The following is a 13129-nucleotide window of genomic DNA, read 5'->3' as shown; positions in this document are numbered from 1 at the left end:
CGCCTCGACCAGGGCCACCCCCAGCTCCGGGATGACCTCCGCGGCGACCGTGGCGTAGGCCATGGAGCTGCTCGACGAGCGCTGGACGCTGCTCGTCGTCCAGGAACTGGTGAGCGGGTCGGAGCGCTTCAACGACCTGCGCCGGGGCCTGCCGCGGATGTCACCCACCCTGCTGTCCCGGCGACTGCACCAGCTCGTCCGCGCCGGGGTGGTCGAACGGCACGTCGACGGCGCCGACGTGCGCTACGTCCCGACCCAGGCCGGGCGCGAGCTGCGGCCGGTGCTCGAGGCCCTCGGCGCGTGGGGGGTGCGCTGGATCGGTGAGCTGGGCGACGCCGACCTGGACCCGAAGCTCCTGCTGTGGGACATGCACCGGCACGTCGACCACGACGCCGTCCCGGCGGGGCGTACCGTCGTGCACTTCCGCTTCCGGGACGTGCCCGCGACGGTGCGCGACTGGTGGCTGGTCATCGCCACCGGAGAGGCCGACGTCTGCGACGTGGACCCCGGGCACGAGGTGGCCGTGCGGGTGGACGCGAGCCTGCGCGCCCTGGTCCAGGTGTGGCTGGGCGACCTGGACTGGCCGGCGGCCCTGCGCGGCGGCGCCGTGGAGGTGGTCGGGCCGGAGGCGCTCCGCCGCGCCCTGCCCCGGTGGTTCACCCTCTCCGAGTTCGCCGCCGTGCCCCGGCCGGTCGCACGGGCCTGAAACGGCGCGTGCGGCCGCCCCCGGACGGGGACGGCCGCACGTCGCCGGTGGATCGGCGGGTCAGTGCACGGTGACCGTGGCGCCGCCCGGTACCAGGCCGCGCAGCTCCTCGGGGATCTCGGCGCCCATCTCGTCGGCGATCCGCAGCGCCTCCTCGATCAGGGTCTCCACGATCTGGCCCTCGGGCACGGTCTTGACCACCTGGCCCTTGACGAAGATCTGGCCCTTGCCGTTGCCGGAGGCGACACCGAGGTCGGCCTCGCGGGCCTCACCCGGGCCGTTCACCACGCAGCCCATGACGGCCACGCGCAGCGGCACCGGCAGCCCCTCCAGGCCGGCGGTGACCTCCTCGGCCAGCTTGTAGACGTCGACCTGGGCGCGGCCGCAGGACGGGCAGGAGACGATCTCCAGGCCCCGCTCGCGCAGGCCCAGCGACTCCAGGATCTGGTTGCCGACCTTGATCTCCTCGACCGGCGGGGCGGAGAGCGAGACCCGGATCGTGTCGCCGATCCCCTCGGCCAGCAGCGCGCCGAACGCCACCGCCGACTTGATGGTGCCCTGGAACGCCGGGCCGGCCTCGGTCACACCCAGGTGCAGCGGATAGTCGCACTGCTCGGCGAGCTGCCGGTACGCCCGGATCATCACCACCGGGTCGTTGTGCTTGACCGAGATCTTGATGTCCCGGAAGCCGTGCTCCTCGAACAGCGAGCACTCCCAGAGCGCCGACTCGACCAGCGCCTCGGCGGTGGCCCTGCCGTACTTGGCCAGGAGGCGCTTGTCCAGCGAGCCGGCGTTCACGCCGATGCGGATCGGCACACCCGCGTCGCCGGCCGCCCGCGCGATCTCCTTGACCTTGTCGTCGAACTGCCGGATGTTGCCCGGGTTCACCCGGACCGCGGCGCAGCCGGCGTCGATCGCCGCGAAGACGTACTTCGGCTGGAAGTGGATGTCGGCGATCACCGGGATCTGCGACTTCCGGGCGATCGCGGGCAGCGCCTCGACGTCGTCCTGGGAGGGCACGGCCACCCGGACGATCTGGCAGCCGGACGCGGTCAGCTCGGCGATCTGCTGGAGGGTGGCGTTCACGTCGGCGGTCAGGGTGGTGGTCATGGACTGCACCGAGACCGGCGCGCCCCCACCGACCGGCACCGAACCGACCATGATCTGGCGGCTGGCCCGGCGCGGGGCGAGCGGCGGCGGCGGTACGGGCGGCATACCGAGACTGACAGCGGTCACTTCAGGCACTCACCTTGAGAAGAGCGTGATCGGGTTGACGACGTCCGCGGTGACGGTCAGCAGCGTGAACGCGCCACCGATGAGGATCACCGCGTACGTGAGGGGCATGAGTTTGAGGTAGTCGACGCGGCCCGGGTCGGCCCGGCCGATCCGCGCGTAGAGCCAGGAGCGGGCCCGCTCGAACCAGGCGATGGCGATGTGGCCGCCGTCCAGCGGCAGCAGCGGCAGCAGGTTGAACACGCCGATGAAGAAGTTCAGCGAGACGAAGAGCATGAAGAACACCAGCCAGGCGTTGTTCTCCACGGCCTCGCCGCCGAGCCGGCTGGCGCCGACCACGCTGATCGGGGTGTCCACGTCCCGCTCGCCGCCGGTGACCGCGGTCCACAGGGCGGGGACCTTCTGCGGGATCCGCTGCATGGCGTGCAGGGTCTGCACCGCCATGTTGCCGGTGAAGTCGGCGGTCGCGCCGAACGCGGCGACCGGACCGTACTCGACGCGGGTGGGGGTGGTCGGCCGGAGCGCGACGCCGAGGGCGGACACCGCCGACGTGGCGCCCTTCGGGTCGCCCAACGGCGGGCGCTGCACGGCGGCCAGGTCGACCGTGGCGGTGGCCGGCTTGCCGTCGCGGACGTACGCGACGGCGGCCGCGCCGGGCTTCGTGGCCCGGACCACGTCCAGCATGTCGCCCCAGGTGGAGACCGGCCGGCCGTTCACAGCCGTGATGCGGTCGCCGTCCTGGAGCTGGGCCTTCTCGGCCGGGCTGGCCGGGTCACCGGTCTGGCAGGCGCGGGCGGCGTTCTCCACCACCACGCACGGGGCCAGGGCGATCACGGCCGGCTCGGCCTTGAAGCCCTCCTCGGTGTTGGGGAACTCCGGGTTGGGCAGGCCGGCGGAGACCGCGAGGATCCAGAGGGTGACGAGGGCCAGGGCGAAATGGGTGATGGAGCCGGCGGACATCACGATCGTCCGCTTCCACACCGGGTAGCGCCACATGGCGCGCTTCTCGTCCCCCGGCTCGACGTCGTCGTCCTGCGGGGTCATGCCGACGATCTTGCAGAAGCCGCCGAGCGGGATGCCCTTGACGCCGTACTCGGTCTCGCCCCGCTTGAACGACCAGAGCGTCGGCCCGAAGCCGACGAAGTAGCGGGTGACCTTCATCCCGAACGCCTTGGCGGTGAGCATGTGCCCCGCCTCGTGCAGGCTCACCGAGATGAGGATCGCCAGGGCGAACAGCGCCACCCCGAGCAGGTAACTCATCAGGCTCCTTCCAGCGACCCGGCGATGATCGCCTGGGCGTGCCCCCGTGCCCACGACTCGGCGGCGAGCACGTCCTCGACGGTACCTGGTTCGCCGAAGTCCGGAGCGTCCTCCAACACCCGTTCGAGGGTGTCGACGATGCCGAGGAAGGGCAGCCGGCCGGCCACGAAGGCCGCCACGCACTCCTCGTTCGCCGCGTTGTAGATCGCCGGCCGGCAGCGCCCCGCTGTGCCGGCCGCCTTGGCGAGCGCGACCGCCGGGAACGCGGCGTCGTCGAGCGGGAAGAACTCCCACGTGTGTGCCGCCGTCCAGTCCACCGCGGCGGCGGCACCCGGCACCCGGTCCGGCCAGCCGAGCGCGACCGCGATGGGCAGGCGCATGTCCGGCGGGCTGGCCTGGGCGATCGTGGACCCGTCGACGAACTCGACCATCGAGTGGATCACCGAGGTGGGGTGGATCATCACCTCGATGTCGGCGTAGGGCACGTCGAACAGCTCGTGCGCCTCGATCACCTCCAGGGCCTTGTTGACCATGGTGGCGGAGTTGATCGTCACCACGGGCCCCATGTTCCAGGTGGGGTGCGCGAGGGCCTGCTCCGGCGTCACCTCGGTCAACTCGTCGCGTCGCCGGCCCCGGAACGGCCCGCCGCTGGCCGTCACGATCAGCCGGCGGACCTCGGAACGGGCGCCGGAGCGCAGGCACTGGGCCATCGCCGTGTGCTCGGAGTCGACCGGCACGATCTGCCCCGGCCGCGTCACGGCAGCCCTGACGAGCGGGCCGCCGGCCACGAGCGACTCCTTGTTGGCCAGCGCGAGGGTACGCCCGGCGCGCAGCGCGGCCAGGGTCGGCGCGAGCCCGAGCGAGCCGACCACCCCGTTGAGCACCACGTCGCAGGGCCACCCGGCCAGCTCGGTCATCGCGTCCGGCCCGGCCACGATCTTGGGCAGCCTGAAGTCGCCGGTGGCCCAGCCGCGCCGGCTCGCCTCGGCGTAGAACGCGAGCTGGAGATCCTGGGCGGCTGACGCCCGGGCCACCCCGACCGCGTCCACGCCCAACTCCAGGGCCTGCGCGGCGAGCAGCTCCACGTTGCCGCCGCCGGCCCCGAGGGCCACCACCCGGAACCGGTCCGGGTTGCGCCGGACGATGTCGATGGCCTGGGTGCCGATCGAACCGGTCGAGCCGAGCAGGACGAGGGCACGGGGAGACGTCACCCGCCCATTCTCCCCCAGCCCTCCTGAGCGCCCGCTGGGAGCCTCACTCCCCCGCGCCCGGCTCCTCCTCGGGCGCCTCCTCGTCCAGCAGATCCGCCGGGTCGACGCTGAACTCGAACGGCTGCCGCATCACGAAGGTGGCGCCGGCCGCGGCCGCGGCGAGCGGGTGGTACTCCCCCTCGACCAGCTCGTAGAGAGCCAGCGCCGGCACCCGGTTACGCAGGTCGACCCGGAGGAAGAACGGCACCCCGGCCGCCGCGTACTCCCGCGGCCGGTCGATGAGCCGGGTCGGCGCGATCTCCCCGAGCAGGACGGCCGCTCCGATGTCGGCCGGCCGCCGGCCGCCCCCGGAACTTCGCAGCACGTTGTTCTCCGGCAGCAGCTCCAGCCGTCACCGGCGGTCCAGGCGTGATCCCGGCGACCAGCAGCTCGAAGGAGGCAGCCGCCCCACCGTGGTCAGGCCAAGTCGAGAAGCCGGAGGCCCTCATGGTCCGCGTAGTCCTTGCCGTTGAAGGTGGCCAGCGGCAGCTGGTGCACCAGGCAGCAGGCCGCGATCCACGAATCGTTGACCGGCCTCGGCCGTCCCCGCAGCTGCGCGGTGGCCTGAAGCTGCCCCCAGGTGACCGCGACAGACTCCTCGAAGGGCAACAGGACGACGTGTCGCCGCCACTGAGCCAGGTCCGCCAGCTTCCGCGGCCCCCAGCTCCGCACCACGGTCCACTTGGTCAATTCGCCGAGGGTCACGAAGGTGATGCAGAGGGTCCGACCGGTGAGCCGAGCACGCAACCGGTCGTCGACCCGGCCCCGCAGGATCGCCGACGCCACGTCGGTGTCCAGGACGACCAGGCTCACGCAGCACCCTCGTGCCGGGAGGCGTACAGGTCGGCGAGGAAGCGATCCAGCTCGTCGTCCGTCTCGAACAGCGCAGGCCGTGCCAGATCGTCCAGGCTGCGGACCGGTTGTACACCCTGGCGCCGGGCGAGCTCGTCCGCCGGCACGTGAGCTGCGGCGGGCTCGTGCGGGTCTCGCTGCGCGTCGGTCGACATGACGGCGCTCACCTTCTCCACCTCACGGAAGCCTCCATTCTCACACCCGAGGCCGCCACCAGGGCCGCTCACATCGAAAGCTCGCACACCGGAACGACCAGGCCTCGCACAAAGGGTGCGCCATGAGCGGCGAGGGGAGATCGAGACAGATTTCTTGGAGACCTTCCGTTCGCGGCTGACGGGGAGTGTCCAAGATTCCGAGGGGGCCGCCGCTCAGTCCGCGCGGAGGACGAAGGTTTCCAACTCGGCGCCGCCGTACCAGTCGGTGCGGGTGCCGACGTGGGTCATGCCGAGTCGCCGGGCCACCGCCATCGACGGCGCGTTGCCGGCCATCACCACCGCGTGGACCCGGCGAGTGCCGGTGGCGAACTCGCGCTCCAGCACGGCCCGGGCCGCCTCGGTGGCATAGCCGTGCCCCTGCGCGTCGGGGTGCAGGTGCCAGCCGACCTCGATGTCGTCGGTGGGCGTGACGCCGTCCCGCCCGGGCAGCGGCTTGAGCAGGACACTGCCGGCCGCCCGACCGGCCCCGCGCGGCTCGATCGCCCAGATGCCCCACCGGCCGGCGTACGGCGCGTAGCGCTCGCGCCAGGAGTGCAGGCGCTCGCGGGCCTCGGTCGGGTCCGTCATCCGCCCTGCGCCGCCGCCCAGCCAGCGCATCACCTCGTCCCGGGAGTAGATGTCGTAGATCCGGGCCAGGTCGTCCGGCGCTTCCGTCCAGTCCCGGACCACCAGCCGCTCGGTCGAGGTGAGCACACGCCGGATCGTCATGCGTGCCGAGGCGTCCCACGGGGAACGAGGTGGCGATGGGTGCGGGATGGCAGCGGGCGAAGCGGATCACCGGCGTGGCGTTCCGGCCGGTACGCGGGCGGGACCTCTCGCTGCACGCCGCCGCGATCACGTTCTACGGGGCGATCGCCGTGGTGCCGGTGGCGCTGCTGGCGATCTGGCTGACCGGGCTGCTGGCCGGGGACGACCGGGTGCGCCGGCTCACCTCGTACGCCATCGACACGCTGCCCACCGACATCGGCGCCGACCGCGCGGTGGCCGCGCTCGTCGAGGCCGGGTTGGGGCTGACCCCGCTGCTGGCGCTCGCGTCGCTGCTGCCGGCGTCGCTCTACGGGGAGGGCCTGCGCCGGGCGTTCGTGTCGGTCGCCAACCCGCCCGGCCAGGCCGGGACCCTGGTCGGCTGGCGGGGGCGGCTGCTGCTGCTCCCGCTGCTCGCCCCGGCCCCGGCGCTGCTGTTGTCGGTGCTGCTGGCGCTGCCGCTCACCACCCACCTGGTGAAGCAGGGCGGCTGGGTGGGTGCACTGGGTGTGGTGCTCTCCTTCCTGGCCACCTGGCTGGTGCTCACCCCGGTCCTGGTCTGGGTGTTCCGGGTGGTCGGTCCCGCCGCCCCGGACTGGCTCGCCACGCTGGGCCTGGGCTCGTTCACCGCGGCGAACCTGTCCGGGTTCCTGCACGGCTTCGTGCTGTTCTGCTCGCTGCCGCTGGACCTGGGAGCGCCGTTCGGCGGGTTCGACGAGATCGGCGGCGGGGTCGCCGTGCTGCTGTGGCTCTACCTGTTCCACGTGATCGTGCTGGCCGGCTACTCGGCCACCCTGGCGCTCTCCCGCTGGCGGGCGACCCGGGCGGCCGCCCGCGCGTGACCGCGGCCCCCGGTTTCGCGCACGCTCCGCCGACCCCTCCCCGGACCGGGTGCCGCGCCGCTAGGCTGCCCGGGCATGAGCGAAGCGAGTGAGCTGCCGTCCCGCGCCGACGTCGTCGTGGTCGGCTCCGGGCACAACGGTCTGGTCTCGGCGATCCTGCTGGCCCGCGCCGGCCTCGACGTGCTGGTGCTGGAGGCCGCCGACGTGATCGGCGGGGCCACCCGCACCGAGAACCCGTTCCCCAAGGTGCCCGAGCTGCGGCACTCCACCGGGTCGTACCTGCTCGGGCTGATGCCGCCGGAGCTGCTCGCCACCCTCGACGTGACGATCCCGGTGCTTCGCCGCGACCCGCACTACTTCCTGCCCACCCCGGGCGGGCTCGGCTCGCCGTACCTGCTCTTCGGCAGCGACACGGCGAGCACCCGGCGGCAGCTCGCCGAGTTCTTCTCGCCCGCCGACGTGGCCGCCGACGACGCGCTCCAGGCCGAGCTGGCCCAGCTCCGCGAGGACCTGGCGCCGGCCTGGCTCGCGGAGCCGCTGCCGGTGGAGGAGACCGCCGAACGGTACGTCCGGCCCGCCCTCCGGCAGGCCTTCGTCGACCTCGTCCGCGGCTCGGTGGCCGACTACCTGGCGCGCTTCGACTTCCGCTCCGAACTGCTGGTCAGCATGTACGCGGTCACCGACGGCCTCTCCGGGCTCAACGCCGGGCCGGACGACCCGGGCACCGGGCACAACTTCCTGGTGCACAACATGTGCCGGCTGCCCGGCTCGGACGGCACCTGGATGATCGCCCAGGGCGGGATGGGCACCGTCTCCCGGACCTTCGCCGACGCCGCCCGGGCGGCCGGCGCCCGCATCGTCACCGGCGCGCCGGTCACCGCCGTCAGCCTCGACGGCGGCGCGGCGGGCGGGGTGGTGCTGGCCGACGGGCGGGAGGTGGCCGCCTCCGTGGTGCTCGGCGCCTGCGACCCGTACCGGTTGATGGAGCTGCTGCCCGACGGCGCGCTCCCGGCCGAGCTGGGCGCGCGGATGGCGGCGGTCCGCCGGCCCGGCACCACGCTCAAGCTCAACCTGGCGCTCACCGGCCTGCCCCGCTTCTCCTGCCTGCCGGCGGACGCGCCGAGCCCGTTCGGGTCCACCATCCACCTGCTCCCCGGCTCGGCCTCACTGGTCGGCGCCGGCGGCGAGGCCCCGATGGCCGCGCTGCGCGGCATGTGGGCGGACGTGCAGGCCGGGCGGCTGCCCGAGGAGCCGACCATCGAGTGGTACCTGCACACCACCGTCGACCCGTCGCTCTCCGACGGCGCCGGGCACCACTCGTCGGCGCTCTTCGTCCAGTCGGTCCCCTACGAGCTGGCCGGCACCACCTGGGACGCGGCGCTGCCCGGCTACGTCGACCGGCTCATCGACATCTGCGAGCGGTACGCGCCGGGCACCCGCGACCTGATCGCCGACGCCGTGCCGCTGCCCCCGCCGGGCATCGAGGCACACTTCGGCATCACCGGCGGGCACATCCACCACGTCGACAACACCGTCTCGTTCACCGACCGGATGCCCTACGCCACCGGGGTCGACGGCGTCTACGCGGGCAGCGCCGGCTGCCACCCGGCCGGCAGCGTCATCGGCGCGGCCGGGCACAACGCCGCCCAGCGGATCCTCAGCGACCTCGGCCGCTGACCTCGCCGCCGGCCTCGACGGCGCGGGGCAGGTCGCCGGGGCGGCGGACGAGCGAGAGGCCGACAAGCAGCAGCAGGTAGAGGAGCAGGCTGAGGATCGGGTCGACGAAGACGAAGGCGAAGGCGATCGTGTAGAGCAGCGGGCGCACCACCAGCCGCCGCGAGACCGCCCGGGCCAGTTGCGGGTCCAGGTCGGGGTGGAGCAGCCGGTGCCGCCGGGCCCACCACCAGCTCAGGTTGAAGAAGAGCGACTCGCCCAGCACGGTGCCGAGGTAGAGGGCGGCGGTCAGCCGCTGCTCGGTCTCACTGCCGCGCAGGTTGTCCGACAGCAGGTCGGCGGTGAACGGGATCGCGGCCACGAAGAGCAGCACGAGCAGGTTGAACATGAGCAGCACCTGGTCGACCCGGACCACGTACCGCCACATGTTGTGATGGCCGAGCCAGATCTGGCCGGCGATCCCGAAGGTGATCACGTAGGCCAGGTAGGTCGGCCAGGCCTGGACGAGGGCGTCGGGGAGCTGCTGCCCCGGCTCCCGGGCCGGGCCGTTCTGGAGCAGTTCGACGGCCATCACCGTCAGCACGACCGCGAAGACACCGTCGCTGAACGTCTCCACCCGGGAGGCGTCCCGGGTCATCTCCCGGTCACGCCGGTAGCGGTAGTCCCTGTCCCTCGCGTCCGCGTCCGTCACGCCGCCCCCTTCCCGACCTGATGGTCACCCGGCGGGGGCGGCGCGCGGGGGGAAACTCAGCTGACGGCCTCGCCCGCGGGGGCCGGGGTGTCGGCGTCCGCCCGGTGGGCGCGGATCTTGTGCCCGACGCTGGTGAGGCAGCGGCCGCTCGCCATGTCGAACTTCCAGCCGTGCAGCTGGCAGGTGAGCTGGTCGCCCTCCACGATGCCGAACCGGCTCAGGTCCGCCTTCAGGTGCGGGCAACGGCGCTGCACCACCCAGCCGTCGAGGGTGATGTCCTCGGCGTCGACGGCCCGCTCGTGCTCGTCGTACCAGCCCTCGGCGTACTGGAGGCGCTCCTCGGAGAGGCACTTGAAGAACGCGTAGACGAACTCGTTGTACTGGCCGATCCGGGCCGCCGAGAACCGGCAGGACAGGAAGAGCGAGTTGACCCAGTCCACCTCGCCGATGTGCAGCAGGTGCTCGACCAGCGCCCGCTCGGTGCGGAACCGGTAGCGGACCTTCTCGTCCGCGTACGGCCGCACCTCCTTCCCCGGGAAGTCCACCACGATCGACTCAATCGACTCACCGCCTGAGTCGTCAGTGCCCACCAGGTCGAACCGGACCGGCCCGCCGACACCCTTGGCCAGGTAGATCGACTCGTCCAGCAGCGGCTCGATGCGGCGCTTCATCTCGCCGAGCACGTCCACCTCGGGGTGCCGCCAGGACGCCTTCTCGGCCTCGATGATCGGGCGCTTGCGCTCCCGCATCTCCTCCAGGTGGGCGCGCTTGTTCGCGAAGAACTCCTCGACCGGCACCGGGTGGGTGGTGGTCGCGCCCTCCGTGGTGACCTCCGCGACGCTGCCCGGCAACAGGACGATGCCGTTCGTCCCGCCGACCTTCGCGTACTCGGACAGGAACACCGACTGGTCGGGGAAGATGTTCCCCTCGTCGCCGTAGACGTCGTTGAACTGGAACAGCTCGTCGTCGAGGAAGCAGGGCGGGCCGGCGATCGGGAAGACGTGGTCGGCCTTCAGGTCGTCGATGTAGCGCCAGGTGCGGTCGAACTGCCGCTCGCGCTTCTGCTTGCCGAACGCGGTCTTCGCCGCCTGGGGCAGCTCGTAGACCATCGGATACCAGATCGCGCCGGAGAACTGGAGCAGGTGGGCGTGCACGTGGCCCAGCTCGGCGAAGACCGTCAGGTCGGTGGGGCGGGCGTCGTTCTGGTTGAGCAGCCGGACCCCGTCGTACTCGACCCAGAGCGAGGAGTCGCCGATCGGGCCGTCGGTCGGGCTGGTCAACGCCTGGATCATGATCTTCAGGCCGCCGGGCAGCTCCACGACCTGCTCGTTCGGGGCCTTGAGGAACTTGGTGAAGCCCAGCTCCCGCAGCTCGTCCTCCATCTCCGAGGTGGGGAACTCGGGGAGCAGGACGGTGGCGTCCTTCGAGATGTGGTCGCGCAGGTGCTTCGCGTCGAAGTGGTCCCGGTGCAGGTGCGACACGTAGAGGTAGTCGCACTGGCCGAGGGTCGCCCAGTCGAGCTGGGAGTTGTCCGGGAAGGGGAACCAGGAGGCGAAGTAGGCGGGGTTGACCCACGGGTCGCACAGGATGCTGCCCGCGGCCGTGTCGATCCGCATGCTGGCATGGCCCGTACCGGTCACTCGCACCGCAGTCCCCCTCAAAAAGGCATCAGGCGTACGTCAAGACGCTACCGGAGGCAGTGTGGTCGCCGTCCCGCGACGCCGGTAGTGGCCTTCCGCCCCGCCGGGGCAGGTCCGACGGCCCGGGAGACCTCAGCCCTCGATCGCTCCGGTCCAGCTCCGCCGCCGGGGCGCCGCCGCGCACCAGGCGTTCAGCAGCCCGGCGATGCGGTCCACCGGCGCCGCGACGTGCACCCGCTGCCCGCCGCCGACCTCGTGGTCGCGGTCCTGGTGCACGGATCCCTCACTGCAGCAGGCACACAGGGTCCGTACGCCACTGGCCGGCTCCGCCGCGTACCCGTGCTGGTCGAAGGACGCGGCCAGCGCGCGAACGTCCTCCGGCGTGCCGGCGACCACCTCGACGGTGTTGGTCGGCAGCTCCGAGGCCCGGAACAGCAGCAGTTCGTCGAAGACGGGGTACGTCCGGCCGTCGACCGTCCGCTCGCCGTTGGGCGCCCCGTCGTGCACCACGACCTCGCCGAACCGCCGGCCGGACCCTGGCGTCGGCACGTTCAGGACGCGGGCCCGGGTGGGGCAGAGCCGCCGGGCCCACACCACCTCGCCACCGCTCAGGCGGATCGGGGTGGTGCCGAAGTCGGCCTCGATCTCGCCCTCGCCGACCGGGACGTTCAGCCCGTACCCCGACCAGGCGTCCCGGGCCGTCGCCCAGTCCTCCATGATCGTGGCCGCGATGCCCAGGTTCCAGAACGCCGGGTCCTCGCTGCCGCGCGCCGACCGGGCGGCCGCCTCCCGCCCCAGGTCGTACGCCTTCGCCCAGTTCCGCAGGAACTTGTACGCGAGCGCGGCGTTGTACCACCACGACTCGGCCGCCGGGATGTCCGGGTACCGGCGGGCCAGGCGCTCCCACAGCTCCCCGGCGACCGGCCAGTCCTCGGCGTCCCACGCCTGCTTGGCCCGCTTGTACAGCTCGCGGTCGTCCTCGCGGGTCATGTGTCCCCCATCAGGTCGGACCCCGCACCGGGGCCGCCACGGGGCGTGCCAGACTAGCCGGAGATCCGATCGCGAGGGAAGGACCGACAGTGGCTGGAAGTGAGCCGGTAACCGCACCCGATCAGCACCGGCCGGGGCACCGCAAGTCCGGGCGGATCGGCGCGGTGCTCTCGGCCGTGGCCTTGGTACTGATGGCGTTCTGCGGCAACGAACAGGGCCGGGTCGAGGACATCTGGCTGTACGGGATCGCCGCACTGCTGCTGGCCATCGTCATCGGCGACGCGGTGCTGCGCCGCAACGGCCTGCGGTCCTGACCCGCACGCGCTCGACCGGTACGCGCAAGGGCCCGTCCCCGATCGGGGACGGGCCCTTGGTCGTCGTGCGGGGGCTCAGCGGCCGAGCAGGATGTCCTGCACGTCCTTGAGCGCGGCGTCGACCTCGGCCTCGAAGTAGCCGCCGGGCACCAGCCCGAAGCGCAGGGTGTCCAGGTCCTTCGGGTTCACCGGCATCGGGTTGCGGCCCTGCATGCCGCCGAGCAGCGTCTCGAAGAACCGGTCGACCTGGTCCGGGTCGTACCCGCTGCCGAACCGGCGCACCTGGAAGCTGCGGCGGATCTGGTCCACCCGGTAGAGGTCGCTGCCGGGCGGGCCGGCCATGGGCGGGCCCACCATCGGCGGGCCACCGACCGGCGGGCCGGCCATCGGCGGGCCGGGCATCCCGGGGCCGCCGCCGTAGCCCTGCTCCGGGCCACCGTAGCCCTGCTCCGGGGCACCGTAGCCCTGCTCGGGGCCGCCGTAGCCCTGGTCCGGGCCGTAGCCCTGCTGCGGCAGCGGCGGCGGGCCGGCCGGGCCGCGACCGCGCAGATCACGCAGCTCGCGCTCGGGCATCCGGATCTCGGCGGTCATGTCGGCGCGGCCGTGCCGGCCGGCCTCGAAGCCGTCGAAGCGCTCGTCCTGGCCGTAGCCGCCCGGGCCCGGAGGCAGGCCGCGGCAGGGCGGGCCGCCGTGCCCCATCGGGGCACCCCTGTCTCCT

Annotated in this window: 14 protein-coding genes and 1 pseudogene; 4 read left to right on the top strand and 11 right to left on the bottom strand. The window is 72.7% G+C overall.

Annotated features, from left to right (window positions below):
• Positions 1-61 precede the first annotated feature (61 nt).
• Positions 62-706 (top strand): helix-turn-helix domain-containing protein, encoded by a 645-nt coding sequence (locus F8274_RS25550; RefSeq protein WP_225853972.1) that lies wholly within the window; start codon positions 62-64, stop codon positions 704-706.
• A gap of 60 nt (positions 707-766) precedes the next feature.
• Here the strand turns inward: F8274_RS25550 and ispG are convergent, their stop codons facing one another.
• The 7 genes from ispG to F8274_RS25515 form a co-directional block, all read right to left on the bottom strand.
• Positions 767-1942 (bottom strand): flavodoxin-dependent (E)-4-hydroxy-3-methylbut-2-enyl-diphosphate synthase, encoded by a 1176-nt coding sequence (gene ispG, locus F8274_RS25545; protein WP_151464911.1) that lies wholly within the window; start codon positions 1940-1942, stop codon positions 767-769.
• A gap of 9 nt (positions 1943-1951) precedes the next feature.
• Positions 1952-3199, bottom strand: a complete 1248-nt coding sequence (locus tag F8274_RS25540) for an RIP metalloprotease (RefSeq protein ID WP_151464910.1) — start codon at positions 3197-3199, stop codon at positions 1952-1954.
• Positions 3199-4410: a 1-deoxy-D-xylulose-5-phosphate reductoisomerase gene (dxr, locus tag F8274_RS25535; RefSeq protein WP_151464909.1), complete on the bottom strand. Its 1212-nt coding sequence runs from the start codon at positions 4408-4410 to the stop codon at positions 3199-3201. Before dxr ends, F8274_RS25540 begins: the two co-directional genes overlap by 1 nt.
• Before the next feature lie 43 nt (positions 4411-4453).
• Positions 4454-4774, bottom strand: a complete 321-nt coding sequence (locus F8274_RS25530) for a hypothetical protein (protein WP_151464908.1) — start codon at positions 4772-4774, stop codon at positions 4454-4456.
• A gap of 92 nt (positions 4775-4866) precedes the next feature.
• Complete coding sequence (locus tag F8274_RS25525; protein ID WP_151464907.1) at positions 4867-5262, bottom strand: type II toxin-antitoxin system VapC family toxin; 396 nt, start codon at positions 5260-5262, stop codon at positions 4867-4869.
• Positions 5259-5468, bottom strand: a complete 210-nt coding sequence (locus F8274_RS25520; protein ID WP_225853971.1) for a hypothetical protein — start codon at positions 5466-5468, stop codon at positions 5259-5261. The genes F8274_RS25525 and F8274_RS25520 overlap by 4 nt, the downstream gene beginning before the upstream one ends.
• A 201-nt stretch (positions 5469-5669) precedes the next feature.
• Positions 5670-6224 carry a GNAT family N-acetyltransferase gene (locus tag F8274_RS25515; protein WP_151464906.1) on the bottom strand — a complete coding sequence of 185 codons (555 nt, stop codon included), beginning with the start codon at positions 6222-6224 and terminating at the stop codon, positions 5670-5672.
• A 35-nt stretch (positions 6225-6259) separates the two neighbouring features.
• Here F8274_RS25515 and F8274_RS25510 point away from each other — a divergent pair, with 35 nt between their 5' ends.
• Positions 6260-7102, top strand: a complete 843-nt coding sequence (locus tag F8274_RS25510; protein ID WP_151464905.1) for a YhjD/YihY/BrkB family envelope integrity protein — start codon at positions 6260-6262, stop codon at positions 7100-7102.
• Between the two features lie 75 nt (positions 7103-7177).
• Positions 7178-8779, top strand: a complete 1602-nt coding sequence (locus F8274_RS25505) for an NAD(P)/FAD-dependent oxidoreductase (RefSeq protein ID WP_151464904.1) — start codon at positions 7178-7180, stop codon at positions 8777-8779.
• On the opposite strand, the gene F8274_RS25500 is transcribed toward F8274_RS25505, so the two are convergent.
• The 3 genes from F8274_RS25500 to F8274_RS25490 all read right to left on the bottom strand — a co-directional run bounded on the left by F8274_RS25500 (position 8760) and on the right by F8274_RS25490 (position 12097).
• Entirely contained in the window at positions 8760-9413 is a 654-nt protein-coding gene (locus tag F8274_RS25500) for a TMEM175 family protein (protein WP_151464912.1), read from the bottom strand. The two genes, F8274_RS25505 and F8274_RS25500, sit on opposite strands and share 20 nt — an antisense overlap.
• A 110-nt stretch (positions 9414-9523) precedes the next feature.
• Positions 9524-11113: a Rieske 2Fe-2S domain-containing protein gene (locus F8274_RS25495; RefSeq protein ID WP_151464903.1), complete on the bottom strand. Its 1590-nt coding sequence runs from the start codon at positions 11111-11113 to the stop codon at positions 9524-9526.
• A gap of 126 nt (positions 11114-11239) precedes the next feature.
• On the bottom strand, positions 11240-12097 hold the full coding sequence (locus F8274_RS25490) for a tol-pal system YbgF family protein (protein WP_151464902.1): 858 nt from the start codon (positions 12095-12097) through the stop codon (positions 11240-11242).
• Positions 12098-12186: 89 nt separating this feature from the next.
• On the opposite strand from F8274_RS25490, the gene F8274_RS25485 reads away from it, so the two are divergent.
• Positions 12187-12411, top strand: a complete 225-nt coding sequence (locus F8274_RS25485; protein WP_151464901.1) for a DUF2631 domain-containing protein — start codon at positions 12187-12189, stop codon at positions 12409-12411.
• A gap of 75 nt (positions 12412-12486) precedes the next feature.
• Here the strand turns inward: F8274_RS25485 and F8274_RS25480 are convergent.
• Positions 12487-13129, bottom strand: a pseudogene (locus F8274_RS25480) (cell division protein DivIVA); the annotation flags it as partial.

This window comes from Micromonospora sp. AMSO31t, from assembly GCF_008868175.1.
GTDB lineage: Bacteria > Actinomycetota > Actinomycetes > Mycobacteriales > Micromonosporaceae > Micromonospora.
This window is presented reverse-complemented; position numbering and strand designations above follow the sequence as displayed.

What these genes read in the sequence shown, in the direction of transcription:
- F8274_RS25540 (WP_151464910.1), bottom strand. Translation starts at nt 3,199, where the DNA reads ATGAGTTACCTGCTCGGGGTGGCGCTGTTCGCCCTGGCGATCCTCATC.
- F8274_RS25500 (WP_151464912.1), bottom strand. Translation starts at nt 9,413, where the DNA reads ATGACCCGGGACGCCTCCCGGGTGGAGACGTTCAGCGACGGTGTCTTC.
- F8274_RS25505 (WP_151464904.1), top strand. Translation starts at nt 7,178, where the DNA reads ATGAGCGAAGCGAGTGAGCTGCCGTCCCGCGCCGACGTCGTCGTGGTC.
- F8274_RS25490 (WP_151464902.1), bottom strand. Translation starts at nt 12,097, where the DNA reads ATGACCCGCGAGGACGACCGCGAGCTGTACAAGCGGGCCAAGCAGGCG.
- F8274_RS25515 (WP_151464906.1), bottom strand. Translation starts at nt 6,224, where the DNA reads ATGACGATCCGGCGTGTGCTCACCTCGACCGAGCGGCTGGTGGTCCGG.
- F8274_RS25550 (WP_225853972.1), top strand. Translation starts at nt 62, where the DNA reads ATGGAGCTGCTCGACGAGCGCTGGACGCTGCTCGTCGTCCAGGAACTG.
- F8274_RS25510 (WP_151464905.1), top strand. Translation starts at nt 6,260, where the DNA reads ATGGGTGCGGGATGGCAGCGGGCGAAGCGGATCACCGGCGTGGCGTTC.